Genomic DNA, 25,469 nt, shown 5'->3' with positions numbered 1-25,469 from the left:
GTGGTCTCCTTCAAGCCAGTGTTTTGGCGGCGTCGGCAACTGCGGCACGAATGCGCGCATAGGTCCCGCAGCGGCAGATGTTGCCGGCCATGGCCGAATCGATGTCGGCTTCGCTCGGCAGCTTGCCCGGCGCGAGCGTCTTGAGGAAAGCGGTCGCGGACATGATCTGGCCGCTCTGGCAGTAGCCGCATTGCGCCACGTCGTGCTTGACCCACGCCTCGTGAACGGCCTTGCCGACCTTGTCGCTGCCATCGGTGACGGCTTCGATCGTCGAGATCTTCTGTCCCTCGGCAGCGGAGATGGGTGTGATGCATGAACGGATCGCCTGCCCGTTCAGGTGGACCGTGCAGGCGCCGCACAGCGCTGCGCCGCAGCCGAACTTGGTGCCCGTCATGCCCAGCGTGTCACGCAGTGTCCAGAGGATCGGCGTGGAGGGGTCGAGGTCGACCTGTCGATCCTTGCCGTTGATATTGAGTGTTGTCATCGCGAGGTCCTTTGAGCGAACAATAATTCGGCCAAACGATAGACCTGTATGCCGCCACGGTCAAGCGAATCAAGCCTTGATGCCGTCCCAGCAGAGGCCGAAAGCCATCGTCAGATTGGCATTGGTGTGAGCCAATGCGCCTGAGCGCAAAAGGTTGGCCGTTTCGCGAACCGAGCCGCCGAAGCTGTTGATGAGCAGCACGGTCGGGACGTCTTTCAGGATCTGCTGGGCCTTGGCCTCTTCAATCAGATCAATCCAGCCCTTGATGAGGCGAGCCGAGAGGTTTCGGCTCTCTTCGCTGAACCATGGCGAGTTGTAGTACTGCTCCAGAAAGATCACTTGCGCATAGTGCGTGAGGCGGTGCTCCAGCCAGTTCATCCACATGTGCCGAAAGCGGCTGCGAAAGGGCGCTTTGGGATTGTCGCCATGCATGAGGCTGGCCGCCGTCGCTGTCTTGGCCTGCTCGTAGAGCGCGACCATCAACTCTTCCTTGGATTTGAAATACACATAGAGCGTGCCCGTGGCCAAGCCCGCTTCGCGTGCGATGGAGGCCATGGTCAAGCCGCTCAGGCCGGTTTGCTCGACGAGCGTGAAGGTCGCTTCGGCGATGGCTCGGAGCTTTTCGTCGTCTTTGAGTTTCACGGTGTCGATCTTAGGTTTTTTCGGCTCTTGAATGAACAGGTGTTCATTAAAAGCCGCCGACAGATCGCGATGCAGTGCTTGGGAGAGAAAGTATGGGAGCGGAAAAAAACAAAGGCCTCCGCAAGGGAGGCCTTTGAAGTCGAGCACTGTGTGCTCTCAATTTTTGGTGGGCCCTGAGTGACTCGAACACTCGACCTACGGATTAAGAGTCCGCTGCTCTACCAACTGAGCTAAGAGCCCCTGAAAAACATCTCTGTCGTTTCAGGCAATCCGACGATTATAGCCACAACTTTTGCACGCTTCTTCAGGCTCTTTCAAAAATGCAGGCGATGCCTTGGCCCCCGCCGATGCACATCGTGACCAGTGCGTAGCGGCCCCGAATGCGCTTGAGTTCATACAGTGCCTTGACGGTGATCAACGCACCGGTCGCGCCGATCGGATGCCCCAGCGAAATGCCCGAACCGTTCGGATTGACCTTCGCGGGGTCGAGCCCGAGGTCCTTCGTCACCGCGCAGGCCTGCGCCGCGAAAGCTTCGTTGGCTTCGACCACGTCCATGTCCGACGCCTTGAGGCCAGCCTTCTCGAGCGCCTTGCGCGATGCCGGCACCGGGCCGATGCCCATGTAGTTCGGATCCACGCCAGCAAAGGCGTAGGCCACCACACGCGCCATGGGCTTCAGGCCGCGCCGGGCCGCTTCTTCCTTTTCCATCAGCACGACGGCGGCGGCCGCGTCGTTCAGGCCCGAAGCGTTGCCGGCCGTGACGGTGCCGTTCTCTTTGAGGAAGGCGGGCTTGAGCTTTGCCATGTCTTCGATCTTGGCGTTGAAGCGCACGTGCTCGTCCGTGTCGAACTGCGTGGGTCCCTTGCGGCTTTCGAGCGTCACCGGAACGATCTGCGACTTGAAGCGGCCAGACTCGATGGCGTTCTGCGCGCGCTGATGGCTCGCGAGCGCGGTCTGGTCCTGTGCTTCGCGGCTGATGTCCCACTTCTTGGCGACGTTCTCTGCGGTGATGCCCATGTGGATGTTCTGGAACGGGTCATGGAGCGCGCCGATCATCATGTCCACGAGTTTGGTGTCGCCCATGCGAACGCCCCAGCGAGCCGTCAATGAAGCAAAAGGCGCTCGACTCATGCTCTCTGCGCCGCCACCGACGGCCACCTTGGCATCGCCCAGCTGAATGCTCTGCGCCGCAGTCACGATCGCTTGCAGGCCCGAGCCGCACAGCCGGTTGACCGTCAGCGCGGGCGTCTCCTGCGCGCAGCCGCCTTCGATGGCGGCGACGCGGCCCATGTACATGTCGCGCGGTTCGGTGTTGATGACATGGCCGAAGACCACGTTTTCGACGTCCTTGCCATCGACCTTGGCGCGCGCCAAGGCTTCCTTGGTGACCAAGCCGGCCAGCTTGGTGGGTGGAACATCCTTCAGGCTTCCGCCAAATGTTCCGATGGCGGTGCGAACCGCGCTGACGACAACTACTTCTTTCATGACGAGTCTCCAATCCAAAACGCAAAACGACAGCTGCAATCATGCCAGGACGAGCGCTGGTGTCGTGACGCCGGCGTTACCATCCTTGCCCAACCAGGAGCCTTGAAATGAACGAAGCGAACCCCTCGCGGCATGTGGTCGTGACTGGCGCCGCAGGCGCGCTCGGTCGCGCCGTGGTGCAGTACTTTCTCGACCAGGGCGCCCGCCTCGCGCTGATCGATCACCGGCTGGAGCATCTGACCAGCGCCTTTCCCGGCCTGGACAACTCCCAGCATCTGCTGCTGGAGGCGGATGTCACATCCGCGCCGGCAATGGCCGATGTGGCAATGCGCATCCTCGGCGCTTTCAAGCAGGTCGATGCGCTGGTCCACATCGCGGGCGGCTTCGAGATGGGCGAGACGGTGCATGCGCTCAGCCGCGACGCCTGGGACCGCATGATGAATCTCAATGCCTGGTCTTTCGTGGCGGTTTCGCAGGCGCTGGTGCCGCCGATGATCGAGCGCAAGTCCGGCAGCGTGGTCGCGGTCACCGCAAAGACGGCCGCCCGGGGTTTGTCGGCCATGTCGGCCTACATCGCGTCGAAGAGCGCCCTGCAGCGACTGGTCGAAGCCTCCGCGGCCGAACTCGCGCCGCACGGCATCAACGTCAACAGCATTGCGCCCAGCGTGCTCGACACCCCCGCCAATCGGCAGGCGATGCCGAATGCCAACCCGGCAGGATGGGTGTCGACCAGCGTGGCGGCCCAGGCGATCGCCTTCCTCGTTTCTCCAGGCGCGGCCGCAGTGCACGGCCAGCACCTCACGCTCGACACCTGATCCTGTCCGGGCCGGCGGTGGCCGGCGCATGCACCAAGGGGCAGGCGTCGCTTCACCTTCGGACACAAGTGCGCTTTGCCCGCGACCTGCGCATGCTAGGGGAGGGCGGAGGCGCACCGCATATGTTTGCCGCGCGGTTTCGTTCGAGGAGACAACGATGGCGCACGTGATCCCCGGACCCGACAGGCAGGCAAGACTCACTGACGAATACATCCGACTGGTCGCGCGCGACGTCTTTTTCTGGGCGTGGCCGATCGTCAACGTCTACAACCGCCGCAGCACCTTCGGCAAGTTGCCGCACCCGATGCTCCTGGGCGGCGTGCTGCGGTGGGACCGGTCAATACGCTGACGATGCTCACCGACTACATCGATCCAGCCGAGCGCGCTGTCGCGTGTCCCAATCAGGACGTGGTGTATGGCAACGCCATCATCGCGCTCGACGAGTCGCCGGTGGTGCTGCAAGTGCCGGATTTCGGCGATCGCTTCTGGGTGTACCAGGTGGTGGATTCGCGCACCGACAGCTTCGCCGAACTGCGCAAGATGTATGGCACGCGGCCGGGCTTCTATCTGCTGGTCGGACCCAACTGGGTGGGCACGGTACCGCACGGCATCAGCAAGGTGTTCGCGTCGCAGACTGGCACGGGGGTGGTGGTGCCGCGCGTTTTCAGGGAAGACACGCCGCAGGACCTAGCGGCGGTGCAGCCGGTGATCAACGAGATCGGGCTCTATCCGGTTGCCGAGTTCGACGGCAGGTCCAAAGTCACGGACTGGCGCAAAGTACCGGTTGTGAGCAATCCGTCGAAAGGCGGCGAAAGCGGCAATGGTGGCGACGGCGCGGAAACCCGCTGGGTTCGGCCTCTGGCCTTTCGCGAATTGCTTCCGGCCGTGCTGGCCGACGCCAAGCCGCTGCTCGGTGAGTCGGCGCGTTATTCGCAAGTGCTGGCAGTCGCGCCCAGGGGCTCGTCGAAACGACCTTGCGTTGCACGAGTCAACCGCGTCGACCACTTCAACGCGCTCGCGTTGCCAACTGTCCTGTTCGTCAATTTCGCGGAAGAAGACTCGCTGCAGATCGAGTTCACGTCTGAACAAGGTCTCATGCTTCGGTTCGACCAGATCGAGGCGACCTACGAATTGGCGCGCGACGCGGAGCGCGAGCCGATCGTCCGAGGGGCTGAGGCGGATCAACGCGATCCTGTCGATGACTGCACGGTGTGCCCATTGGCGGAGTAGTAGCCTGCGAGCATCGTGGCAGCGCATAGCCCAGAACTGCCGCTTACGTCAGTAGCCAAAGATTGCGGTTCACATCGTCTCCATCAGTCGTTCTACAGCTCGACGCGCAGCATCGATCGCGCCAGCCAAGTAGCCCGGGAACTCCGGGGACCACTCGCTGCCGATGCCTGACATGCATCCTGCCCACGGACCAGTCGCAGCGGTCGAAGCAGGCGCAGCAGCATGGCCTCCAGCGGCAGCACTGGAATCGGCCGGCACTGCGGTCCACTGTTCGCTCGACCAGTCTTGTAGCCACTCCTGCACCGGGGTAGCCGCCTGCGGCCCGAACAATCGGACCATCTGGGCGCGGCATAGGGCGCGCAACTGCTCGACGGGAATGCCCCGCCTCACTCGTGCTGGCGTCCCCACGAATCCGAATAGGGCACCTGCCCCTGCCTCCGGGCCTGCATCGTGAATCTCGACCATGGGACCCACATGGCTGAAAGCATCACCGGATAGACCCGAGCTGCGCCAGAACGGCGTGTCATACATGGCGACGTACTTGGCATGCGGGGCCATCCACGTTGCCGTGTTCGTCCACTGGGCCGCCAGCTGCGCCGGCAACTCTGGCTCGAAGCGCACCATCGAGGCGGCGAGCCGTGGTGGCATCGCTAGCAGCAGGTGTTGACCTGCAAACGCGACGGCCGCTCCCCCTGTGCGCCGTGCGTCGATGCGCAGGCCGCCGGACGACGCGTGGATAGCTTCAACGGCATGGCCCGTGAAGACGCGCCTGGAATCGACGCGGGCTTTCAGCGCGTCCAGTAGCGCACCCATGCCCCCGGCCAGTCGCATCGATTCGGGAGACGCCGGGTAACCAGAAAGGCGCTCTGGCCCTCGCTGCGCAGACCGCTCAAACAGTGCCTCGCCCGTGGTTGGCTGCGCAAAAGTGCGCAAGCCCAGGTATTGGACCAGTGCAGCGAACTCCGGCTGCAACTCGGGCCAGAACCATGTTGCCCCCAGATCGACACGAGCCATGTCCGGGTTCGACGAAGAGGCGGATATCACGCGCCCGCCGAGGCAAGACCGGGCTTCCAGCAGCAAGTAGTCGTCCACGTTGGAAGACTCCAACAAGAAGGCCGCATAAAGACCAGCGAGTCCGCCACCGACGATGATGATGCGTGCTTGCGTCATGGAGTCTGCAGACCCTGCTCGAACCGTGAGACCTGCTCAGGCGTTGGCAGATGGCCTGTCTTGATGAACACGGTTGTCGCCTTGCCTGCCTCCAGTTCGACCCATGATGAAGCAGGGGTGCGAATCCAGCTGCGAGCGGGAAAACGCCCCACATCGTCCGCCAGCTCGCCATCCACCACAAGAAGCTCCGCTCCAGACGTCGCATCCAACGTGAGCCGCTGGCCCGGGAGCAGTCGTTCCATACGGACGCATTCTTGACCGTTGTCGAACAGGGCGCACTGCTCTCTTCCTCCGTTGCGGCGCCAGTTCGCGGGGTCGCGGGTGTCTGTGCGCACCGGTCCAGCTTCGGCGCCCTCCATCTGCCACAGCTTCACGAAGATGACCGCGCCGTCGTCGCTGAAGGGCTGATGCACAGATCCTGGCGGATTGCGCAAGTACCACCCCGCCGGGAAGTCCTGCTCTGCATCCGAGAACACGCCATCGAGCACAAGGATCTCCTCGCCCCCCGGATGCTCATGCGCCGGGAATCGAGAACCCTGGTCGTACCGGACCAAGCTGGTCGCACGAGCACGCTCGCCCCCAACGCGGTCAAGCATCACGCGGGCGACACCGCCTTGAGGCGACGGCACCCAGCGATGCCCATCGGGCGTGACGACAGCAGCCTTTGTAAAGTCGGCGTTCATGCGCATGGTGCAGCTCGATGCAGTCGGTCGATGCTCAGTTGCGGCCGGCCATTACGCCGCCGTCCACATCCCAGATCGCGCCTGTGACCCAGCCGGCTTTGTCGGACAGGAGAAAGGCCACCGCCTCAGCCACATCCTGCGGGGTGCCCACGCGGCCAATGGGATGGAAGGAGTTGAAACCTTGCAGCGCGGCGTGCACCTCAGCCTTGGGAATGAAGCCCTCGTAGATCGGGGTCTGTACCACTGCGGGGGACACAGCATTGACCCGGATGTTCTTGCCTGCCAGTTCCATTGCCAAGTGCTGCGTCAGCGAGTGAAGGCCAGCCTTTGCCATCGAGTAGGCGGACGAAGGCGTGGCGGCGATTGCCTGCTTTGCCCACATCGAGCCGATGTTGACGATGGCGCCAGTGCGGTTGGCGGCGACCATGTTCGCAGCGACCTTCTGCGTGATGAAGAAGAACGCTTTGTTCAGGTTCATGTACTGGTCGTAGTCCGCCTCCTGATGGTCCAGGAACGGCTTGGGGAAGAAGACCCCGGCCGCATTGACGAGCAGGTCGACGTCGGCATGATCCGAGTCGATGGTGCGCAGCAATGTCTGCAAGCCCTGAGCGCTGGTCAGGTCGGCTGCGATTGCGGCAACGCTGCCCAGTGCGGACAGATCCTTGCGTGCTGCGTCCGCCTTCTCTGGCCTGTTGCCGACAATCACGGCAGCGCCGCCCTCGGCCAGAACAGCACGGGCGCTCTCATAGCCGATGCCGCTTGTGCCGCCGATAACCAGCAGCTTCTTGCCCCTGAACTGATTGCTCATATGAAATCTCCGATTGAGTAGAAAACTATCCTTGTTGAATTGCGGCTGAGACCAAGCCACAGACCACCGAAGTCATGATTGTTCGCCGTTGATCGGTTAGGGGCAAACCAGATAATCTGTCTGCGCTACAAAGAAATTGTTTGTCTTCCCATGAAATCTCCGGTCCACTTAAACGCCCTCCGTGCCCTTGAAGCGAGCGCCCGGCATCAGAGCTTCGCGGCGGCGGCCGGCGAACTCCATGTGACCCCGGCTGCCGTGGGACAACTCGTGCGAACGCTGGAAGGTTGGCTTGGCAGCCCGCTGTTCTTGCGCAGCACCGGCGGGCGCCAGCGGCTAATTCCGACCGATACCGTTGACCGGGCCTTGCCGGACATCCGAGCCGGACTGGACCGCCTCGCGTTGGGCCTGGAACGCCTCAAGGAAGGATCGACAAGCGGCGTGCTGACGGTCGCAGTCAGTCCGGCTTTCGCGGCCAAGTGGCTGCTGCCGCGCATCGACCGCTTTCAAAGCACTTGGCCAGATACCGACGTGCGGCTGGACACCAATCTCAAGCCGGTGGACTTTGTCGCCCAGCGCATTGACATAGGGGTGCGGTTCGGCAGGGGAACCTGGCCGGGATTGGCATCTGAGAAGCTGATGGACGAGGAGGTGTACCCGGTTTGCTCGCCGCAACTCTTCGCACGGATCGAGGCCACGCCCACGAACCTGCAGGGTCAACTATTGATCCATGACTTGTCGATGGACGCACGGGAGGGCTTCCCTACATGGGAGGCTTGGCTCAGGGAGGCGGGAGTCGGCGGGATCGACGCGGCGCGTGGCCTGAAGATCAACAACTCCGCTGCTGTGTTGCAGGCAGCGATCGACGGTCAGGGCATCGCACTCGCACGGAGCGTCATGGCCCGCGATGACGTGGCCGCTGGAAGGCTGGTGAGGCTGTTCCCGGAAATTTCCCTTGCGTCGGCGCTGGCGTACTACGTCGTCTACCGACCAGAGTGCTGCGGCCTGCCACGGTTGAGGGCCTTCCGTGACTGGCTTCAATTCGAAGCCAAGCAGTAGCGCGTGCGACTCTACTTTCCCGGTCAAAAAAGTGCGCGGCCGAACGCTTGCAGGAGCGACGACGCGGACGCGTTAGGCCAGATCCGCCGCGTAGCCGCTTCGTGCCTCAACTCCAGAAGCAGACGTGCAGTCGCGGCCTCAAGATCGCCCGGCGAATCTTGACTTGGAAGGATGTACGGCCGGTGGTGTCGGTCCGCTTGATGATGGATGCCATCGTTGTGTCTCACGGTTGTCCCGCCGATGGCGGAACGTGTTTCCGTAGGACACTCGTTTCGTTGGTGGAGAGGATGTCCACCGATGACCATTCCAGCGGCCTATCCCCTTGTCAACAGATTTGCCGATCTCCCCAATGAAGACGGATGCTTCATCCCTATTTGTTGCTGGCGGCGGAACCAATGCGTATGCGCTGAACCTACAATTTCGGTTGTAGGTTCATTTGTAGGTTCGCTCAGCGGGGCGCCCTGCAATCACACGGAGAAGCGCATGGCAGCGAAGAAGGGCGCCGGTATCGAAGCCGGCAAGGTCAAGAGGAGCGGCAGCAATTGGCTGTCCGATCTGCAATGCCGCACGGCCAAGGAAGGGGTGCACGGCGACGGCGGCGGCCTGTATCTACAGGTGCAGGCCAGCAAGGGTGGCGGCGGCACCGTGACCCGTAGCTGGGTCTATCGGTACACAAGCCCTGCCACCGGCAAGGCGCGATGGCGCGGCCTGGGTCGGTATGGGGCAGGCGAGGGCGATGTGGGACTCCAGGAGGCGCGCGATCTGCGCGATGCTGCACGTCGCCAGGTGCGCGACGGGACCGACCCGATTGATGCGAAGGAGGCCCAACGCCAGGAACGTGATGAAGTGGCCCAACAGCACGCCCAGGCGCAGCGCACCTTCAAGGACGTGGCCGAACTGGTGTTGACCAACGTGGCCAAGGGCAAGAAGGGCAGGAACGGCGAGCTGCGCAAGCCCAATGCCAAGCATCTCTGGACGTGGAATCAGACGCTGGAAAAGTACGCCTACCCCTTGCTCGGCGAGCGCCCCATTGCCACGATCACCGAGGCCGACGTGATTGCCGTGCTTCAGCCGTTGGTCGATACAGACCGCGTGGAAACCGCGCGGCGCACCTGCGGACGCATCGAGCAAGTGTTTGCCCACGCGCGCGCCATGCGGTGGTACACGGACGAGAACCCGGCGCGCAGGAAGGAAAACCTCAACATCACAATGCCCGCGCTCATCAAGCACCAGGGCGAGGTCGAGAACTATGCCGCGCTCGGCTATCGAGATGTGGGCGCATTCATGGAGAGTTTGCGCTGTGTGCCAGGTGTCGCCGCGCGCTGCCTGGAGTTCGCCATCCTGAACGCATCGCGCTCCGGCGAAGCCAGAGGTGCGCGGTGGAACGAAATCGACTGGAACGCGGCCGGCGGCCCGATCTGGACCGTCCCCGCTTCGCGCATGAAGCGCAGGGTCGAGCACATCGTGCCGCTGTCCACCGCCGTGGTGGCCCTCCTCGGAACACTTGGCCCAAAAGACGATGACTCCCTGATCTTCCCGAGCACGCGCAAGGAGAAATCGTCCATGAGCGATATGGCCATGCTGTCGGTGCTGCGCCGCATGAAGCTGGTAGTCGAGGAGGAAGTCAAAGACGAGCACGGCAACGTAACCGGCAAGCGCGAACGCAGCGTGGTCGCGCACGGATTCAGGGCAACTTTTTCCACTTGGGCCAATGAGGAGTCGGGCTTCTCGTCCGAATGCATCGAAGTGGCGCTGTCACACCTGACCGGCACCGAGGTTTCCCGCGCTTACTCGCGTGGGCAGTTGTTACCCCGCAGGCGTGCGCTGATGGAAACGTGGGGCGGATACCTGGCACAGCCCTTGGCAAGCGCCACGGTCATGCCGCTGCGCAAGGCGGCGGCATGACGAAGGAAGGTTTCGCTGCGTTGCCAGCCGTGATCGAAGCCATCGAGCGATATCGCCTCAAACCTCAGTGGAGCTACGGCGAAGGCGATCTCGCGGTTTGCGCGGGGCACTTGGTCAAGGGGTTGGATGCAGCGGGGGACATCGAGCCCCTGCTTGCTTTGGTCACGCTGGGCGCAGCCGGCAACGGTGCTGCGCTGGCGCCTCATGAAGCAGCCGATTTCGTTCGCGCCTTGGAGTATCTGCGTCAAGTGCGACCCGCGCTGGAGCGCGCATTGACCACGAAGAAGTCTCGGGGCATGCCAGGGCCCCGCATCAACCTCGCTCGCCAGCAACTCACGCTGCGCCTGGCCAATACATGGGAGGCGGAAACAGGCCGCAAAGCGACGGTCACGAATGATGCCATCGGTGCCGAGGATCGAGCGTCCGGGGACTTCGTGGCCGCTTACCGTTGGGCATGCAAGGACTTGCCAGATGAGATTCGCCCGAATGCGGCCAACATCGACGCCGACCTACGCGCTCTAAGAGCGGATGCACGCCTGAATTGAGGAAGGGAAGCACGAATTCGCGTGAAAAGCGCAGCGAATCCGTGCTCAGATGAAAGCGCAGGCTTGCCTGAGTATCGAGGCTCTATTTGCAAGGAGCCCGAACATGCTGCCCACCATCGATATTTCAGACCCGCTGCTGCGCTTGCCGGATGTGCAAAAAATCCTGCCCCTGAGTGCCGCCCGCATCTACAAGCTCATCGCGGCAGGGCGGCTGGCCCGGCCTATCGCCGTAGGGCCCAACAGCGTGGCTTGGCGGACCAGCGACATTCACAGCTACCTGCGGGAGGTGGCGGCTGAGCGAGCGTTGAAGAAGGCCGGCGCCAGCCGGAGGCGGGGCCCGGCGTCGAAGTTGCCCCACGCGGCCGCAACCGCCTAAAAAAACGACCAGCACGTCGATGCTGGCCGTCTAGAAAGCGCGCGAATGCGCGAGGTTACGAACCACCTCAAATTTTCGCAGGGCGCTTCGGGTCGGACAAGAAGGCATCGGGTTTTGCTACTCCCCTCGAAAGGATCACCATGTCCGACTTTTTCCGCGCGCTGCTGAGCGCCAGCAAGCCCGCCCCTTACACCACGGCCGATACGTTGGCTGATGCCCTGCAGTTGGTCCAACTGACGCCTAGCATGTTGCGCGAGTGCCGCGCTCTTTGTCGTTGCGCCTTTTGCAACGCCCTCCTTGAACGCAGGCGGCTTGCGGGCTGCCTCATGACCGGCGCCAACGAAGAAACGCTGCCGGTCGTCCTCGCCCTTTGCGAGGGCTGCCTTCCCGTCGCTACGGCGGGTATGGATGGCGACCGGGCGTTGATGGCCCTGGCCGATACCCCGACGTGCGCGGTCGTGTTCCACGGCGACGAAGCGGCGCGCGTCACGGCGATCCAGCACATGCTGTCGTGCGCCGTGCACGAGTGCCTGGATTCCACGGTTGGCAAGCCGCTCCTGATGCGCACGTTGCGCTTGGCATGGCGCATGAAGGGGCTCACCGAGGACGCCGGACTTGATCGCTGGGGGTTGGCGGCCTGGCGGGACGATGACGGCTCGCAGCAATTGCACCGGGTGCCGTTTCCGTGGTTCCCTGAGGACCCGCCTGCAATGCGGGGGCATTCTGCCGAGCAGGCACGGGAGTTCGCCATTGGCCTCGCGGCGGGTCGTTTGACGTTCGATGTGGCGGCCTGGACGGCCGGCGCACCTGTCGTGACGGTCGATGTGGTCGAACGCGGAGGGATGGCGCAATGACCACTAACGCCTACCCCCACACGCCGGCCGCCATGACCGTGGGCGACTTGGCCGCTGCGCTGGTATCTGCTGGCGCAAGCCAAGGCATCAACCAGAAGCTGTTGGGGTGCCTGTCGGCACGTGCCTGCCTGCAAAGCTCCACGTTGCTGCTCGACCCGAAACGGCGGTACTACTGGCAGGCGACGGACGCCTGGCTGCGCAGCCGTCCCGCAGCCGCTCTGTCTAAGGCGTGCGCCACGTCTATCTCAGCGCCTGCGCCTGCGCCTGCACCTGCACCTGCACCTGCACCTGCACCTGCGTCTGCGTCTGCGTCTGCGCCTGCGCCGAGGGCCGCAGCTCACGTCTTCGACATCACAATCATCGAGTCGCTCGACCCGGCCGTCTTGTCGAAAGCATACCGCCTCGATGGCGGTCAATTGATGAAGGCAAACGGCGGCCAGCTCGTGCGTGGCACCGCGCACCGAGAATCCCTCACCCTCGTGCAATTGGCGGCGGCGGTGGCGCAGAACAAGCCCGGCATGGCCCTGATGGTCGGTGTCACGAACGTTCAGCGCGCCGATGTGGTGACGACCGCCGAAGCCACGCCGCAGGCGCGGGCCGCGAATCCCAACCTGGTCGCGAGGTCGCAAGCCTACTTTCATTGGCCCAAGGGTCCGGGCATCTTGGTGATCGATGCGGATGCGCCCAAGGCGGCCGGGATGCAGCCCTTCACGCGCGAGCAGATCATGGCGCTGCTGGTGAAGCATTACCCGCCCATCGAACGCGCGCCATCCCTGGCCTATGACTCGGCCAGCGGCTGGGTATTCGACAGTGCCCTCGGTGTTCAGCTCGTCGGGCAGCGTGGCGTACACCACCTGGTGGGCATCGTGGACGCAAGCCATGCACCCGAAGCTGCGAAGGTGCTGCACCTGCGCATGGTCGTGGCTGGGGACTTCTGGATTGAGATCAGCAGCGCGGGCGTGCCGCGCGCCAGGACCGTTGTGGACGCGCCCGCCGCGTCAGGACCGGAGCGCCTGGTGTTCTCGTTCGGTGCCGACTGCGGACGGGGCTTGGAGCAGCGGCGTCCCACGCCGGAGGTCTTCAATGAGGCCGGCGAATTGATCGACACGCGCCGGGACTTGAAGATCACCAAGAAGTTGGAGCAGGCCGAGCGCACCGCGTTCGAGCTGAAGATCGCGGAGCCCGCCATCGCGGCCGACATCCAGCGCATCCGCGCCGCCTGGGTGGCCGAGCAGGTAGACAAGCAGATTGCGTTGCATAAAGACCGGCGCGCCTTGGCGTGCCTGCCGCCGCTCACGCCGGACGAGGAGGCACAGGCGCGCTCTCAGCTCGTTCAGCAGCATGCGCACACCAGCGCGTCGAGACAGACGAGCCTGGGGATGGCCAAGGCCGACTGGCAGAGCGACCAGCTCATCATTCTGGACACGGGCAAGTCCGTGACGGTCGATGAAATCCTGGACGACCCGGACACCTACGACGGGCAGCATTGCCACGACCCGGAGGAGCCCGACTACGGCAACAACGACAGGCGGATTGCCACGATCCACGCAAAGCCTTCCCGAGGAGGTCGTCCCCACATCCACAGCCATGCGCACGGCGGCGGCATCTACTACCTGCTCCGCGCCGCAAAGAGCGTGTTCAAGGCCCTGGCCATGTCTGCGCCGACTGCCGCAGGGGCAAGCATCACCGCCCCCGCCCCCGCCACAGCACCCAGCACCGGCGCCAGCGTCACGCCCAACACGGGATCGTCACCGCCGCCCGCGCCGCCCTCGCCACCCCTCGCCACAGCTCCTGCTGCGCCCATCGGTACCAAGCGCGACGCGACCGATTTGGCCAACGCTCGTCGGCTGGCGACCGCCTATGCCGGTGAAGTGGTCTACGCGCACGGGATCGGCTGGCTTGCATGGGACGGACATCGTTGGGCACCCAACAAGGAGCTGGCTGAGCGCCGGGCCCACGGCCTGAGCCGGCTCATCGATCAGGAAATCGCTGCGCTGTCGGCCCGCATGATCACGCTGACGAACCAGGGTGACATCGACGCCGCCCGCGAGCGTCTGAAGGCATTGACGAAGCACGCCCAGAGAAGCGAATCACGCAGCACCATTGACGCCGCGCTGGGCCTTTTCAAGCGCGAGGTAGCAACGATCCTGCAATTCGACGCTGCGCCGGACTTGTTGAACGTGGCCAATGGGACGCTCGACCTGCGCGCCGGCAACCTGCGAGCCCCCGACCCCGCCGACCGGCTGACCATGCTGGCCAACGTGGCGTTCGACCCCGCAGCCTCGGCACCGCGCTGGCTGGACTTCATCGAGGAAATCACCTGCGGCAACGTAGCCCTGGCGCGATTCCTTCAGGTCTTCATCGGCTACACGCTCACGGGTCACACGCGCGAGCAGGTCATGCTGTTCGCGCTTGGGCATGGCGCCAATGGCAAGAGCGTCTTGTTCAACACAATCGCATTGATGCTGGGCGACTACGCGGTGACTTTACCGCCGAGTGCCATCGACGCATCGAGCGGCAGCGATGACGAGCGGATGGCGGCTCGCTTGCGGGGGCGCCGCGTCGCGTTGATCGAGGAGCCCCGCGAGGGTATGCCGCTGCGCGAAGGCGCGGTGAAGTGGTTCACGGGCGACGACCGGATGACGGGACGGCTGCTGTATCAGGAACCTCTCGCGTTTTGGCCTCAGCACAAGCTGGTCTTGCGCGCCAACCATCGGCCGCTCATCACGGGCACCGATGATGGAATTTGGCGCCGCATTTTGCTGGCGCAGTTTGAAGCCAAGTTCGAGGGCTCGCGGCGCGACATGGGATTACAGGCGTGCTTGGCCGCTCATGAATTGCCCGGAATCCTGAACTGGGCGCTGATGGGCGCCGCCGAGTGGTATGCCAACGGCCTCCAAGTTCCGACCGATGTGCGCGCTGCGACCGATGCCTACAGGTCGGAGGAAGACCGCCTCGCCCAATTCTTCGACGAACACACGAAGGCGGAACCGGGTGCCGTGCTGGCCCGGAAGACCTTGTACGACGCCTACATGTGCTGGGCCAAAGAGCAGCACATCACTCGACCGTTCGGTTCGCAGCGATTCGGGAAGGGTTTGGAGCGTTGGGGCTCCGGAAAGGGCGTGACGGTGCAGCGAAACCCGGTCAGCAACACCAGCGAAGTCCTCGGATTGCATCTCGTCAGGTGGCCGGGCGCCCCGTTCTCGGCAACCGAAAGGACCTAGCTCAATTCACCGGAGCACCCGGAGCACTGACCCCGTTTTCAGTAAAGTCTTTTAAGAGAAATCTCTTACGCGAGATTTTATGGAAATGGGGTCAGTGCTCCGGGTGCTCCGGTGACCTGAAAAGAGGCAGGACCGCGCCGGACATCAGGCGGGAAACCACCGCCATACTACCTGCGCTGTTTCAAGATATGAAAACGTCGCGCCGAGCGCAGCGCATGCCGGTCCTATCATCGGAATCACCTTATCGCACCAGCCCGAATGCTGCTCCATAGAACTGCGCCACCGTTCAAGGGCGTCGTCTTTTCGGACCATCCGCGCCCGCTGCCTATTCCGCCTTCAAGGCCAACTCAGCCACCAGGATCAGGCATGCGTGCAAGGCGTAGGCCGTCTGCGTGACAAATGCTTCTTCGACGAAGGGCGCTACACGTCGGCTGGGGTTGTAGGAACCAAGGCGCGTGAACTGCGTAAATTGCAGTCCCAGCGGCTGATCCTGCACCCCGGCAACATCCAAGGAGACCGGCGCCACCACAATCGCTCGATGCTTGGCGTGATTCACCATGTCGTCCAGTTGCTGCACCACTGGCTCGGTTCCGTAGTCCTCCAGCAGCTGCGCCAGCGGGTCTCCAGCATCAAGGCGTCCAAGGACCCTGGCAAGGCCAATATCACGCTCACGAAGGCGGGTCTTCTCCTGTGCTGCCATCCCCCTTGCGAAATAGATCACGTGCCCGAGGGTGTCCCCTATTGCATGGAGACTCTGGAGGAGCGCCACCAAGTGCGCTTCAGCCTGAAACCGCCGGCTTTGAAAGTCCTCGAACACGGCATTGTCGAAGGGAAGGACCAGCTTCATTGCCGACATCAGGTCGTCGGAGAGATTCACTTGCGCTACTTGATCTAGGACGAGCCGTTGCGCCTCGGCGAAGTGATACTGCGCATAGTCTCGCCTGAGAAAGACCGACTTGAGGCTCACCTCAAACTCCCTGGCAACCTCGGGTCCATGAGCGGCGTGGACATCGCGAATTAACTTGCGGCGGTCAATCTTTGCGCCTTCGGGGGGATTCCACTTTGGATTCATGGCGTGATTTTGGCGGAACCGTTCGCGGGCGCAGGCGACAATTTTCACGGCATAACATCAGAATGTACCCACGCCTACCCGCAAGCATTGAGACCACCGAGGGGTTTATTGAGACACAAGCCATGACAAAGGTGCAGATTCACCACCCCGGCGACGAACCGTCCGACGCGGACCTGTGCGAATTCGGCTTCGTGTGCTCGAAGACCTGGGCCGAGTTGCGCCCGACCTTCGCGCCCGGCGTGCGCTATTGCGACAACTGCAAGCGCGACGTATTCAGGATCACGAGCCGGGCGCAGCTCGAAGAAGCGCGGACCCTGGGCCGGTGCGTGGCCTGGGCACGGCCGGCAACCTCGCGCACTCGCGGTGGCCCGTCCATGCTGCTGGGCGACCCAGTAATGGCGCCGCGTCCACCGGAGTCATGACCATGGGCGACGTGCCCCGCATTGACCTCGACCGGCTGCTGGCGCCGCCGATGAACGAGGGCTTGTACGAGCAGTCCTGGTGGAACGAGTACATGGCGCAGTGGAAGCGCCGCGGCGAAGGTGATGACCGCACCGCGAAATGCGCCATGCTGGCCGAGGGCATGGAGCGCATGGAGCAACGGCGGGAAAAGGACCGGCGCTTTCAGGAGAAATACGACGAATGGCGCTGGTTTGTCAGCACCGAGGAGCTGGCGCTCCTGATCGAGCAGTCCACCGACGAGGCCGGATGCCTGCTGCCTCACGAGCTGCGCATGATGCGCACCTACACGGCCCCGGGCGAGTGGCACTTCGCCATGCGGGTGCTGCTGGAGGAGGCGCCCAAGCATGTGCTCGCGCACCTGCTGTTGTGGGTGTCGATGGAGATTCGGATTGCTCGGGCACGCGACACCGGCAGCGCACATTGGCGGCCTCATGAAGCCGACCCGCCCGAACCCGAGCCAGCCTTCCGGGCCTCGAAGTTCAAACCGCGACCGTTTGGGCGCTGACGGCATGCGCAACGCACAACTCCCTGCAAGCGCGCCCCGCCTGGGTAGAGCCCCGAGCCGGCCGTCCACAGGGCAGAATGGCGTCGCCGTTGCGGGGAATCTGCGCAGTAGCCAGAGGCCTATCGAGTACGACACACCCCCTTAGGAGCGCATGTTGGAACTGCCGACAATCGTGTTCACCCCATGGCAGCATTGGCATGGGCGCGCCAAGCTCGCTGATGCGTGGGATGTACCGACCACGTTTGACTTCGGTGGCCTATACATGCTCGGGCGCTTCTCGCCGAATTCGGCTCTTCCTGCTGGTCCAGCGAAACCAGAGCACGCTGAAGTGGTGTACATCGGGAAATCTCAGCGACTTACAGGTCGCACGCAATACCACCCGAAAGCGCAAAGATACGTGGTGAAATTCGCCGACCCTTCCGTTGCGGAACTATTCATCGCTACTTGCGATTTTGGCCACGGTTGGCGACAGACTGACTTCGCCAATGGAAGGCCGCTTTCTTCCGTGAAGCGCGCGTATTTGGCGCTGGCCGAGCGTGAAGCGATTTGGCGCCATGCATTGGTCAATAAGCGGACGCCCGAATTGAACCTGGATTAGCGAGCACCATGGCATATCAACTTCTAGCAGATGACGGCTCGCTGCTCCATGCCCACTTCGACGTGCTTGATGCCAGCATCGTCTTTCACAGCCGCGGCGGAAGCAAGGGCAGCCAAGCCCTGAATCCCGATTACGGCCAGGCGCTTCGGTTACTGCTTGAACGGCTGCAACGCGCGGGGAAGCCCGTGCAGCGGGCATGGGTTGATAGCGGGCGCGTCCAAGAGATTCCTATTGCGGATCGGGTGATTCTCGAGCCACATGAGGCCAATGAACCTGCGGCGAACCTTGTAAGCATGATGGGTCGGCGCATGCAACTGGTTGGCAAGAAGCCGTCGTCGAAAGGCGGTAACTCCACGAAGCGGATTCGGTTGGAACTACCCGAGGGAACTGACACGGAAGACATCCTGCAATCACTAGGGGCGGCGCAGTCCAGCAAGGACACTCGGAGCGCGGCGCGATTGCCTGCGAGTGAGCTGCTCAGGGTCACAGCGGAGCACCTTTGGCGTGCCGTGCAGCGTCTGGAAGGCGGGTTCAGAGATCATGGTTTCGGCGAGTCCGTTGATTTCGATGTACTGCTCGAAAATGGGGTGCGCCTTCCGCCCAAGGCGGTATTCGGTGTGGCTGCAAGCGAGGCTCTTGGTTTCACCGTCGAACCAAAACACTTCTCCGGGGGTGAAGGCACCTCGTGTTTCCGTGTTTTGCTCGAAGCGGGGTATCAGATCGTGCCCAAGGGTTCCACGGAAGTTGCGCCCCAGCCGCCACCGGAAGCAGCGGATCGCGAGTGGATCGAAGGTACCCCGCGGCTTCGCGGGCACATGCGACGCGAGCGAGCTGCCGGGCTGCGAGAAGCAAAGAAAGCCGAGTTCCGCAGATTGCACGGCGGCAGGCTGTTCTGCGAGAAGTGTAAAGAGGACCCCGTCGCCAAGTACGAAACCGAAGATGCCGAGGCATGTATAGAAGTGCACCACAACAAAGTCATGGTCTCGGAGATGCGCGACGGCCACGCGACCAAGTTGGACGATCTTCTATGCCTGTGCGCCAACTGTCATCGGCTTGAGCATCGGCTTCTCAATAGCAGGGGCGGATAGCACCCGTCACAATATCGAGAAATTCGCCGGCATCCGCGACCTTGTTGGACCAGCGTGTTGACCTAACCAACTCTTTGAGCCTCTCGAATCGAACGCCCAAGCAGGGCTTCTGCCTCTACATATCCGTCTTGATAGTCCTCCAGCCGCTCTCCAAGTTGTTCTCGTCTCAGCATGATGGCTTCTTGCGCACGGCCCCATTGTTCGTCGCTGAGTGCTTGTGGTTTTCGGTCCAAGTTCTTGTCGAGCTCCTCGATCAGTGCTTGATTGTCCATTGCGACCAACAGCAGTCTGATGCCCCACAGATGAGCTAGCAAATCCGCTAATTTGTATGCATCAATCGATTTTTCTGCCTTACAGTAGGATTCGACTATCGACCAGATGTTAGACATGCAAGTCCTCAGAACATCTGGACGCCGCTGATTCAGGAATGTTACGCCAATCATCGTCAAGGCTTCGCAGCATTCATCGGCGCGCTGCCCGCCTACCGTCTTCTTTTCGCTGAAAGCAACCCAGTAGAAGGACAAGATGGAGCGCAGTGCGTCTACGAGTTCCTCTTCATCCCCATGATCGGTACGAATAGGCTGATCAATCAAAAGCGCAAGAATCTTGGCAATTTTTCTGATTGATTGGTCGATCTGCCAAATAAGAAAGCTGTCACCAAACTCACAGCTCTCCCCTTGACTTCTAAGGTGCGTGGCGACAACTTTCACGACCTCGGCAAATCGGCCGTATGGATTTACCCATGCGCGCTTCTCATCCACCTTCGGGAGTGTTCTGGCCGCCCTCTCAACTAGGTACGCGACCGAATTCGCGTTCACCAGGCCGTAGGCTTCGTTGAGCGGATACGTCATAGAGTGCCCGCCATTTATTGCCTCATTGGCGAGCGCCGGGAGTGCAAGCAGCTCCATTTTTTTGAGCACGTGCCGGAGAACCTCTTTGAATCCAGCATCTTGACGGTGGAGAAGTTGCGCCAAGATGCGAAACATGGGTCTGTTTGTTGCCTCTGCTATCGCCCAACTGCCTCGCTTGCCGTAGAAGTACAGTGCGATCTTTGAGAGCCCATCAACTACAGGTATGTGGATGTCTGAGGTATCGATGTCTTTCGGGGCGCCCTCCGAGACTTTGGCGAGGATTCCCGCGCTTTGGAATGCAACCTCATCCAACCCCTTTGTCTGTGCGCGCATCACGCAATCAAATGCATAGTGCAGCGGAGCATAGGTAAGCGGAGCGGAGCCATCGCGGAACGACAAACCATCAAGGTGGGCCGTGTGAATCGCTATTTCTTGATAGACCTCTGAGACACGAATCGCAGTACCTTCGTCAGACTGGGCCGCAGCCGATGCGCTCAACTCTTGCAGAGCTTCGTAGGCTCGGTTTACGACGACATCGACATCCGATTCTCTCGCCATGAACATCGTGCCTGGAGCACTAGTTATGCTGAGATTGGATTTTCTAGAAGTCAGGTAGTGGGTTGTGAGATCGCCGATTGCAGCGGCCGCCGATCTTGCGACTCCCTTCTCACCTCGTCCCACCGCCCGCGTGGCAATCTCGGAGAGGTCGGCTATCCACGAGTTGATCGATTGGGGATAGTCTTTCAATTGGGCGTAGACCATAGTTTCAATGGCCTGAGGTGTGACGATCATCCTTTGTTCTTCTCGGAGCTGATGAAACTGGACGTTTGCTATCTCTACCACTCGTGCGCGGACACGGTCGATTGAAGAGCGAGCTTCATTGAGCGCCAACCCCACAGAATGCACTGGGTCAAGAAGTTGGCAGACGTGAGCGTGGTACCACCGGAGCAAGTCAAGATTGATGCCTATGGCCGTTAACGACACAGCTATGACGAAACTGACGGGAATTGGCACGAGTCCCCGGACTGAGAGTGCGAAGCTGCTAACGCAACAGACACTTAGTACGACAAACACTACGTAAGTGGCACGGTCGCTGCGATATATCCGCATCATGGAGGACGACCAAACTTCTGACGCACGTTGAACTGGAATGACGGACAACGTAAGAACGAGGGCGAGAATCGTGCCGTAGGTCGCGCCAATTGCAGACAGTACTGCTTCGAGCGGCTGGAATCCATCAAGGCTCTGTTTTAGTTGGGGCACGGCTAGAAGCACAACACTAAGCCCGACTGAGAAGACGCTGACAACGCATGTTCCTAGTCCAGCAATCAGCCTATCTCGGAGCGACTGCGTCCTAAGGCGCAACCGGACGATATGCGGAAGAACGTCTTTAGCGAGGCGATTTCTTGTATGTGCAAGCACTCTTTTCAATCTATCTACCTTCCGAGAACAGGACAAGCCAGAAATGGCACCACTATTTGTCATCTGTGCGATTGCGGTTGAAGCCCGATTGCGTGAGATCAGCTTGGAGAAGGACAGATCACGGTTGCCCTCCATTGAACAGCAATGGGGTCAGACGCGCTAAATCGGCGGGCACTACTCGGGTGTTGGCTTCGTGCCCCACAGCCGGCGAGGCGGCAGGGTCTCCAGCGGGTTCTTGGGCGGCTGGAACGGCGCCAGCGGCAGTGTCGGCTTCGGTCGGGGCTTCTTGGGTTTGGCCATCGGCTAGGTCTTCGTCGCTTGGTTGCGCTTCGCCCGGTTCATTTCCAAGTCCGTTTTCAGTGCTGCCTTGGTTTCGTCCGGGCTCAGGCCCCGGTCGTGCAGTGCCTTGGTCACCTTGGTCAGCGCCAGCAAGTCGGCGCTCGATTCTTCATTGGGGCTCGTGCTGACGGTCGGGTCGGGCGTGGTCATGACCGGCATGGTAGCTCCCGCGTTCCTTCGGTCCGGCCCAGAAGGATGGGCAAGGCGTCGATCAGGTCAGCCATGAAGTAGCCACGCTGACCTAAGGGCGGGACTTCCCTGTACCTTGCAAGCGGGCGCGAGGCTGCCAGGCGGTCGATGTGATTGGACTGCGGATTCAATGCCGTCCTTGCCGTCGTGTCGGCGGTTCGCTCTGCCAGGCTGTCGCTTGCGCCCGCGTTCTCTTCGGGATGCCGCCCACTCCGGCAGGCATTCAGGAAGCCCCAGGTCGCGAAATCCCGCGTGGCGGGCGACAGCCAGGCCCACGTGATGCCGACTCCCGTCAGCCCAGGCTTCCAGGCGATCCTGACCTTCAGGGTCCAGCTCGACGGTGAAGCCGTCAGTCCAGGGGGCCGCGCGCCACAGGCGACGCATTTCGCGCGCGTGCATGGCCAAGGCGGTCGGTGGCTTCTTCAACGGATGCCGCGAGCTGGCCGCAGGCCCGCGACGCCGGCACGTCACCCTGCCGCGCATCGGCTGGTTCTTGCACTGCACGCCCGCGCGAGTGATGCCGCAACACCGGATTCGCGTTTCCCATGCCGCCTTCCACGCGGCGAGCCGCTTTGCTTCCGCTTCAGGTCCAGCAAGACAAGCCGGCCGGCGCCCGCCGACCTCGAAGCCCGATTCGTCCGTGGTAAACATCAAATGCCTCCTACGTACATGCCATACGTAGTGATTCTCCTCCCTTCACCCACGACGATCAGGAAGCGGCGCTAACGGATCGCCAGGAGCCTGGGCTAGAACCGGAAAATTCCTGTCGCGCCTCAACGGTGCGCTGGTCGGGTCATGACGGAAGTGTTCACGAGTCGTCGATTGCTATTGAAAAACGTGAACGACACCCGTCCCCGGAAAGCCAGTGGCGCCTGGTTTAGCGAGCGCGGGCTTCAGCGCTTGGGTCTCAGCGACACAACCAGACGCGGCGGCACGTCCCCATCGATGTCCCGGGGGAGCTTTTCCGTCCTCTGAAGCGCGCGCAACGCGGCCTCGTCCCAATTCGACAGGCCGCTCGATTTCGTGAGCGTCGGCGTGCCGACGATGGTGCCATCCGGCGCAAGGCGAACCTCGAACTCCGCCGCCGGATTGCCGGCGACGAGGTCCGCGTCCGGAAACACGACGTTCGGCCGCACGGCTGCTGCGACCTTACCGCCGTAGCTGGCCGAGCCGCCCGAGCCGCCCGAGTGGTCCGACGCCGAGCAGGCGACTTCCATCAGCGCGGCAGCAATAGAACTCGGCGGGACCGGGACCGGCACCACCATAGGCAAGGTGTTTGTGTGGACAGCGTTGCCTTCGCCCATTTGGCCGCTCATGTACATGACCATCTTGGTCTCGAACGTCTCTTCGCGGCAATCAAATTGCAACTGCGCCTTCTCGGAGCGATATTTGGCTCCCCTGCCGACCTGAGCGGACTTGTAGTCGGTGAGAGTCCAGACTTTCGCACGCAATCCTTGGCGACGGACCGTTGACGAGTCTACGTACCAAGTCTCTGGGTCGCTTTTGCTCGTTCCGAGCTGGGACCACTCCGCTTGAGCGGCGGCGCACGGTGCCGCGATGAGGGCAGCGAGTATCAGTTTCTTCATGGGGTCAGCCCGTTTGTCTCAGGGGTTCAGGGTTAATACCTAGATTGTCCTGAGTGGACTGGTGGCTGTCGAGGAACTACTTCTCGGGCCCGCCCGATGTTGATCGAGAGTAAGCCTCAATCGCTCAACCACAAGCCCGCCACGTTCGGGGCGGGGTCCACGTCGCGCCCGTGGCCGTGACATGTACTGATCGGCATCATCGTGCGTGGCGCCTCATCGAAGCACAATAGCGATCCGCCAACCTGCCGGCGGCCTACTTGCCAAGCCTGTTTTGTCGTCGAGCGATGGAGGACTCCATTGAGCATTGAGATCACGTATCGAAAGCGGCCGAAAGTTGAAACGCCGACTGAGCGCACCGAGCGGCGGCTTGGCAACGCCCTTTTGAAAGTAGCGGCTGCAATGCAAGGGGATGCTCAAGCAGTCAATGCCGCACGCGCTACGTTGGCCTATCAATGCCGCGAGTACCTGTCGCACGTCGCACCGAGCACAGCGCCGAAGCCCAGCAGGGACCGAAGCGACCCCGGACATCAAGAATGAAACGCGGGCCGAACTGGATCAAGATGAATTTCATTTGTCGCTGGCCGACCGAGGCACCAAGGCGCATGGGTGTGGACGATTGCTCGCGCCCATGAGCGAGCAAAACGATGAAACCCGCTTGGCCGAACTGCTGGCCGCGAGCGAGGCGCTCGATGAAGACATGGCGAAGCTGCTGGGCAAGTGCCAAGCACGGTCGAAGCGCGGCGTTATCGCCATGGCGCTGTGCGGCGCCGCCTTCGAGCATGCGCTGAGCCAGCGTGTGCTGGTGGAAGCCGGATTGACCGGCACGGCATTGGCGTTGTGCAGGTTGCAGTTCGAGGCCGTGGTGCGGGCCGTCTGGACCGCGCAGTGCGCCAATGACGAATGGCTTGATAAATTCACCACGCCCGTTGAAGGACCAGAGCACCAAGAGCCGGCCTCGCAGGTGAAGATCGCCAACATGCTGTCGCACATTGAGCGGGAGGTTCCTCACCTCGCTGTTGAGTTCTCGAAACTGCTGACGACGATCAAGGCGATGCACTCATTCGTGCACAGCGGCTCGCAGGCGGTCGCGCATGCCCTGATGTCGTCCTACCCGAGAGAGCAATTGATGGCCGTGATCTTGAATCGAAACCTGATGCTACTGTACGTGGCAAATGCCGCGGTGATCGCAGCCCAAGACCCTGGCCTTGTGCCTCGCATGCGTCTGCTGCGGGAGAAGCACGCCGCGTGCATGCCTCCAGCATTACCAGTTTAGACCACGCACGAGCGTTCAGCGGCCGCCTCAAAGGCAGAATGCACGACGATCAGACCCATCGCCAATAACCACATACCACACTCGCAATATGAACCCAGGCCGTTTCAGAGCATTCACGAGACTGTATGGATTTCCCATATCAATCGGCCTCTTATTGGACACACATGAGTAACACCGATTTGTTGGCATACATTGGTGTTATCTCTGGATTGATTGGCGCCGTCACGGGCATTTCTGGCTCCCTCATGGGCTACTTCAGCTATCGCCGGACAGGTGAAATCAAATCGCTTGAACTGCGGCTGGAACTCATGAAAACTGGAGTGGAGGCATTCCAGAGCGCCGACGATCTAGGCGTTCTTCTTGATCGCGCCGAACGCTCAAGAAATGCAGTTGCTGCCGCCATGGGCACGTACAACTCAGGTGCTAGGGAGGGATGGATGCGTCAACTCGCGGCGGACCAAGAGTCTTTAGCGTCAATCAATGAATCAGTAGACGAACTGAACGTTGACTACTCCAAGTCATCGCTCAGTGAGCTTGAGGCGGCGGCTGGGGACCTTCACGTACTGCGGGCGACCGTGAAGGGAATATCAGAAAGATATGTCGCTTCCATCGTTGAGGATGATCGCAATCGAGAGTTTCTTCGTGATCAATCCCACGCAAGAGCCAACCTTTGAGAGCCGCGCAGTCAAGCCGTAATGGTGCCACTCCCTCAAGCCAGGTCAGTCAAGCGAACGGAAATAGGAATCGTTGCAACTGATGTTCATGCTGAGAAAGAGTGTCTCACGGCCGGGCAGGCGATGCGGTCG

Annotated in this window: 27 protein-coding genes and 1 tRNA gene; 15 read left to right on the top strand and 13 right to left on the bottom strand. The window is 61.8% G+C overall.

What is annotated here, in order from left to right:
- Window positions 1-10: 10 nt before the first annotated feature.
- From AC1DEK_RS20835 to bktB, 4 genes are all read right to left on the bottom strand, one after another.
- Window positions 11-484, bottom strand: coding sequence for a (2Fe-2S)-binding protein (locus AC1DEK_RS20835; protein ID WP_478127184.1), 474 nt, complete (start codon window positions 482-484; stop codon window positions 11-13).
- Between the two features lie 69 nt (window positions 485-553).
- On the bottom strand, window positions 554-1,126 hold the full coding sequence (locus AC1DEK_RS20830) for a TetR/AcrR family transcriptional regulator (RefSeq protein WP_478127183.1): 573 nt from the start codon (window positions 1,124-1,126) through the stop codon (window positions 554-556).
- A gap of 164 nt (window positions 1,127-1,290) precedes the next feature.
- Window positions 1,291-1,366 (bottom strand) — tRNA-Lys (locus AC1DEK_RS20825).
- A gap of 64 nt (window positions 1,367-1,430) precedes the next feature.
- Window positions 1,431-2,612, bottom strand: a complete 1,182-nt coding sequence (gene bktB / locus AC1DEK_RS20820; protein WP_478127182.1) for a beta-ketothiolase BktB — start codon at window positions 2,610-2,612, stop codon at window positions 1,431-1,433.
- A gap of 107 nt (window positions 2,613-2,719) precedes the next feature.
- Here bktB and AC1DEK_RS20815 point away from each other — a divergent pair, with 107 nt between their 5' ends.
- From AC1DEK_RS20815 to AC1DEK_RS20805, 3 genes are all read left to right on the top strand, one after another.
- Window positions 2,720-3,427 carry an SDR family NAD(P)-dependent oxidoreductase gene (locus AC1DEK_RS20815; protein ID WP_478127181.1) on the top strand — a complete coding sequence of 236 codons (708 nt, stop codon included), beginning with the start codon at window positions 2,720-2,722 and terminating at the stop codon, window positions 3,425-3,427.
- 157 nt (window positions 3,428-3,584) lie between these two features.
- On the top strand, window positions 3,585-3,776 hold the full coding sequence (locus tag AC1DEK_RS20810; RefSeq protein ID WP_478127180.1) for a hypothetical protein: 192 nt from the start codon (window positions 3,585-3,587) through the stop codon (window positions 3,774-3,776).
- 2 nt (window positions 3,777-3,778) lie between these two features.
- Window positions 3,779-4,657 carry a DUF1254 domain-containing protein gene (locus tag AC1DEK_RS20805; RefSeq protein ID WP_478127179.1) on the top strand — a complete coding sequence of 293 codons (879 nt, stop codon included), beginning with the start codon at window positions 3,779-3,781 and terminating at the stop codon, window positions 4,655-4,657.
- 69 nt (window positions 4,658-4,726) lie between these two features.
- Here AC1DEK_RS20805 and AC1DEK_RS20800 read toward each other — a convergent pair whose 3' ends face one another.
- Genes AC1DEK_RS20800 through AC1DEK_RS20790 form a run of 3 tightly spaced genes read right to left on the bottom strand, consistent with a single transcriptional unit; the run spans window position 4,727 to window position 7,318 of the window.
- Window positions 4,727-5,827 (bottom strand): flavin monoamine oxidase family protein, encoded by a 1,101-nt coding sequence (locus AC1DEK_RS20800; RefSeq protein WP_478127178.1) that lies wholly within the window; start codon window positions 5,825-5,827, stop codon window positions 4,727-4,729.
- Window positions 5,824-6,516 carry a cupin domain-containing protein gene (locus tag AC1DEK_RS20795; RefSeq protein WP_478127177.1) on the bottom strand — a complete coding sequence of 231 codons (693 nt, stop codon included), beginning with the start codon at window positions 6,514-6,516 and terminating at the stop codon, window positions 5,824-5,826. The genes AC1DEK_RS20800 and AC1DEK_RS20795 overlap by 4 nt, the downstream gene beginning before the upstream one ends.
- A 28-nt stretch (window positions 6,517-6,544) precedes the next feature.
- Window positions 6,545-7,318 carry an SDR family NAD(P)-dependent oxidoreductase gene (locus AC1DEK_RS20790; RefSeq protein ID WP_478127176.1) on the bottom strand — a complete coding sequence of 258 codons (774 nt, stop codon included), beginning with the start codon at window positions 7,316-7,318 and terminating at the stop codon, window positions 6,545-6,547.
- Between the two features lie 150 nt (window positions 7,319-7,468).
- On the opposite strand from AC1DEK_RS20790, the gene AC1DEK_RS20785 reads away from it, so the two are divergent.
- From AC1DEK_RS20785 to AC1DEK_RS20760, 6 genes are all read left to right on the top strand, one after another.
- Complete coding sequence (locus AC1DEK_RS20785; protein ID WP_478127363.1) at window positions 7,469-8,374, top strand: LysR substrate-binding domain-containing protein; 906 nt, start codon at window positions 7,469-7,471, stop codon at window positions 8,372-8,374.
- 483 nt (window positions 8,375-8,857) lie between these two features.
- Window positions 8,858-10,279, top strand: coding sequence for a tyrosine-type recombinase/integrase (locus AC1DEK_RS20780; protein ID WP_478127175.1), 1,422 nt, complete (start codon window positions 8,858-8,860; stop codon window positions 10,277-10,279).
- Window positions 10,276-10,824 (top strand): hypothetical protein, encoded by a 549-nt coding sequence (locus AC1DEK_RS20775; RefSeq protein ID WP_478127174.1) that lies wholly within the window; start codon window positions 10,276-10,278, stop codon window positions 10,822-10,824. The genes AC1DEK_RS20780 and AC1DEK_RS20775 overlap by 4 nt, the downstream gene beginning before the upstream one ends.
- A gap of 103 nt (window positions 10,825-10,927) precedes the next feature.
- Complete coding sequence (locus AC1DEK_RS20770; RefSeq protein WP_478127173.1) at window positions 10,928-11,200, top strand: helix-turn-helix transcriptional regulator; 273 nt, start codon at window positions 10,928-10,930, stop codon at window positions 11,198-11,200.
- Window positions 11,201-11,340: 140 nt separating this feature from the next.
- Window positions 11,341-12,054, top strand: coding sequence for a hypothetical protein (locus tag AC1DEK_RS20765; RefSeq protein WP_478127172.1), 714 nt, complete (start codon window positions 11,341-11,343; stop codon window positions 12,052-12,054).
- The gene (locus AC1DEK_RS20760; protein ID WP_478127171.1) at window positions 12,051-15,278 is read left to right on the top strand and encodes a DNA primase family protein; all 3,228 of its coding nucleotides are present in this window, start codon (window positions 12,051-12,053) and stop codon (window positions 15,276-15,278) included. Before AC1DEK_RS20765 ends, AC1DEK_RS20760 begins: the two co-directional genes overlap by 4 nt.
- A 325-nt stretch (window positions 15,279-15,603) precedes the next feature.
- Here AC1DEK_RS20760 and AC1DEK_RS20755 read toward each other — a convergent pair whose 3' ends face one another.
- Window positions 15,604-16,398 carry a hypothetical protein gene (locus AC1DEK_RS20755; protein WP_478127170.1) on the bottom strand — a complete coding sequence of 265 codons (795 nt, stop codon included), beginning with the start codon at window positions 16,396-16,398 and terminating at the stop codon, window positions 15,604-15,606.
- 74 nt (window positions 16,399-16,472) lie between these two features.
- Between AC1DEK_RS20755 and AC1DEK_RS20750 the strand changes: the two genes are divergently transcribed.
- The 4 genes from AC1DEK_RS20750 to AC1DEK_RS20735 all read left to right on the top strand — a co-directional run bounded on the left by AC1DEK_RS20750 (window position 16,473) and on the right by AC1DEK_RS20735 (window position 19,003).
- The gene (locus AC1DEK_RS20750) at window positions 16,473-16,772 is read left to right on the top strand and encodes a hypothetical protein (RefSeq protein ID WP_478127169.1); all 300 of its coding nucleotides are present in this window, start codon (window positions 16,473-16,475) and stop codon (window positions 16,770-16,772) included.
- Between the two features lie 2 nt (window positions 16,773-16,774).
- Window positions 16,775-17,317, top strand: coding sequence for a hypothetical protein (locus AC1DEK_RS20745; RefSeq protein ID WP_478127168.1), 543 nt, complete (start codon window positions 16,775-16,777; stop codon window positions 17,315-17,317).
- 151 nt (window positions 17,318-17,468) lie between these two features.
- Window positions 17,469-17,915: a hypothetical protein gene (locus AC1DEK_RS20740; RefSeq protein WP_478127167.1), complete on the top strand. Its 447-nt coding sequence runs from the start codon at window positions 17,469-17,471 to the stop codon at window positions 17,913-17,915.
- An 8-nt stretch (window positions 17,916-17,923) separates the two neighbouring features.
- Entirely contained in the window at window positions 17,924-19,003 is a 1,080-nt protein-coding gene (locus AC1DEK_RS20735; RefSeq protein ID WP_478127166.1) for an HNH endonuclease, read from the top strand.
- Window positions 19,004-19,065: 62 nt separating this feature from the next.
- Here the strand turns inward: AC1DEK_RS20735 and AC1DEK_RS20730 are convergent, their stop codons facing one another.
- The 5 genes from AC1DEK_RS20730 to AC1DEK_RS20710 form a co-directional block, all read right to left on the bottom strand.
- On the bottom strand, window positions 19,066-20,646 hold the full coding sequence (locus AC1DEK_RS20730) for a hypothetical protein (RefSeq protein WP_478127165.1): 1,581 nt from the start codon (window positions 20,644-20,646) through the stop codon (window positions 19,066-19,068).
- An 804-nt stretch (window positions 20,647-21,450) separates the two neighbouring features.
- Window positions 21,451-21,576 carry a hypothetical protein gene (locus AC1DEK_RS20725; RefSeq protein WP_478127164.1) on the bottom strand — a complete coding sequence of 42 codons (126 nt, stop codon included), beginning with the start codon at window positions 21,574-21,576 and terminating at the stop codon, window positions 21,451-21,453.
- Window positions 21,577-21,579: 3 nt separating this feature from the next.
- Window positions 21,580-21,774 (bottom strand): hypothetical protein, encoded by a 195-nt coding sequence (locus tag AC1DEK_RS20720; RefSeq protein ID WP_478127163.1) that lies wholly within the window; start codon window positions 21,772-21,774, stop codon window positions 21,580-21,582.
- A gap of 379 nt (window positions 21,775-22,153) precedes the next feature.
- Window positions 22,154-22,351, bottom strand: coding sequence for a hypothetical protein (locus AC1DEK_RS20715; protein ID WP_478127162.1), 198 nt, complete (start codon window positions 22,349-22,351; stop codon window positions 22,154-22,156).
- A gap of 346 nt (window positions 22,352-22,697) precedes the next feature.
- On the bottom strand, window positions 22,698-23,390 hold the full coding sequence (locus AC1DEK_RS20710; protein ID WP_478127161.1) for an energy transducer TonB: 693 nt from the start codon (window positions 23,388-23,390) through the stop codon (window positions 22,698-22,700).
- A 628-nt stretch (window positions 23,391-24,018) separates the two neighbouring features.
- Between AC1DEK_RS20710 and AC1DEK_RS20705 the strand changes: the two genes are divergently transcribed.
- Together AC1DEK_RS20705 and AC1DEK_RS20700 are read left to right on the top strand one after the other, a co-directional pair.
- Window positions 24,019-24,663: a DUF6988 family protein gene (locus tag AC1DEK_RS20705; protein WP_478127160.1), complete on the top strand. Its 645-nt coding sequence runs from the start codon at window positions 24,019-24,021 to the stop codon at window positions 24,661-24,663.
- Between the two features lie 164 nt (window positions 24,664-24,827).
- A complete protein-coding gene (locus AC1DEK_RS20700) occupies window positions 24,828-25,337 on the top strand; it encodes a hypothetical protein (RefSeq protein ID WP_478127159.1) in 510 nt (169 codons plus the stop codon).
- Window positions 25,338-25,469: the final 132 nt, after the last annotated feature.

It is taken from the genome of Variovorax sp. 10N420, from assembly GCF_056394705.1.
Note: the sequence above shows the minus strand (reverse complement) of the source record. Positions and strands in the feature narration are given on the sequence as shown.

Coding starts and splice junctions, on each gene's coding strand:
- AC1DEK_RS20760 (WP_478127171.1), top strand. CDS start 12,051: ATGACCACTAACGCCTACCCCCACACGCCGGCCGCCATGACCGTGGGC.
- AC1DEK_RS20725 (WP_478127164.1), bottom strand. CDS start 21,576: ATGGCCAAACCCAAGAAGCCCCGACCGAAGCCGACACTGCCGCTGGCG.
- AC1DEK_RS20735 (WP_478127166.1), top strand. CDS start 17,924: ATGGCATATCAACTTCTAGCAGATGACGGCTCGCTGCTCCATGCCCAC.
- AC1DEK_RS20775 (WP_478127174.1), top strand. CDS start 10,276: ATGACGAAGGAAGGTTTCGCTGCGTTGCCAGCCGTGATCGAAGCCATC.
- AC1DEK_RS20715 (WP_478127162.1), bottom strand. CDS start 22,351: ATGGGAAACGCGAATCCGGTGTTGCGGCATCACTCGCGCGGGCGTGCA.
- AC1DEK_RS20770 (WP_478127173.1), top strand. CDS start 10,928: ATGCTGCCCACCATCGATATTTCAGACCCGCTGCTGCGCTTGCCGGAT.
- AC1DEK_RS20750 (WP_478127169.1), top strand. CDS start 16,473: ATGACAAAGGTGCAGATTCACCACCCCGGCGACGAACCGTCCGACGCG.
- AC1DEK_RS20740 (WP_478127167.1), top strand. CDS start 17,469: ATGTTGGAACTGCCGACAATCGTGTTCACCCCATGGCAGCATTGGCAT.
- AC1DEK_RS20800 (WP_478127178.1), bottom strand. CDS start 5,827: ATGACGCAAGCACGCATCATCATCGTCGGTGGCGGACTCGCTGGTCTT.
- AC1DEK_RS20805 (WP_478127179.1), top strand. CDS start 3,779: ATGCTCACCGACTACATCGATCCAGCCGAGCGCGCTGTCGCGTGTCCC.
- AC1DEK_RS20745 (WP_478127168.1), top strand. CDS start 16,775: ATGGGCGACGTGCCCCGCATTGACCTCGACCGGCTGCTGGCGCCGCCG.
- AC1DEK_RS20700 (WP_478127159.1), top strand. CDS start 24,828: ATGAGTAACACCGATTTGTTGGCATACATTGGTGTTATCTCTGGATTG.
- AC1DEK_RS20810 (WP_478127180.1), top strand. CDS start 3,585: ATGGCGCACGTGATCCCCGGACCCGACAGGCAGGCAAGACTCACTGAC.
- AC1DEK_RS20785 (WP_478127363.1), top strand. CDS start 7,469: ATGAAATCTCCGGTCCACTTAAACGCCCTCCGTGCCCTTGAAGCGAGC.
- AC1DEK_RS20790 (WP_478127176.1), bottom strand. CDS start 7,318: ATGAGCAATCAGTTCAGGGGCAAGAAGCTGCTGGTTATCGGCGGCACA.
- AC1DEK_RS20835 (WP_478127184.1), bottom strand. CDS start 484: ATGACAACACTCAATATCAACGGCAAGGATCGACAGGTCGACCTCGAC.
- AC1DEK_RS20795 (WP_478127177.1), bottom strand. CDS start 6,516: ATGCGCATGAACGCCGACTTTACAAAGGCTGCTGTCGTCACGCCCGAT.
- AC1DEK_RS20720 (WP_478127163.1), bottom strand. CDS start 21,774: ATGCCGGTCATGACCACGCCCGACCCGACCGTCAGCACGAGCCCCAAT.
- bktB (WP_478127182.1), bottom strand. CDS start 2,612: ATGAAAGAAGTAGTTGTCGTCAGCGCGGTTCGCACCGCCATCGGAACA.
- AC1DEK_RS20710 (WP_478127161.1), bottom strand. CDS start 23,390: ATGAAGAAACTGATACTCGCTGCCCTCATCGCGGCACCGTGCGCCGCC.
- AC1DEK_RS20705 (WP_478127160.1), top strand. CDS start 24,019: ATGAGCGAGCAAAACGATGAAACCCGCTTGGCCGAACTGCTGGCCGCG.
- AC1DEK_RS20765 (WP_478127172.1), top strand. CDS start 11,341: ATGTCCGACTTTTTCCGCGCGCTGCTGAGCGCCAGCAAGCCCGCCCCT.
- AC1DEK_RS20780 (WP_478127175.1), top strand. CDS start 8,858: ATGGCAGCGAAGAAGGGCGCCGGTATCGAAGCCGGCAAGGTCAAGAGG.
- AC1DEK_RS20730 (WP_478127165.1), bottom strand. CDS start 20,646: ATGATCGTCACACCTCAGGCCATTGAAACTATGGTCTACGCCCAATTG.
- AC1DEK_RS20815 (WP_478127181.1), top strand. CDS start 2,720: ATGAACGAAGCGAACCCCTCGCGGCATGTGGTCGTGACTGGCGCCGCA.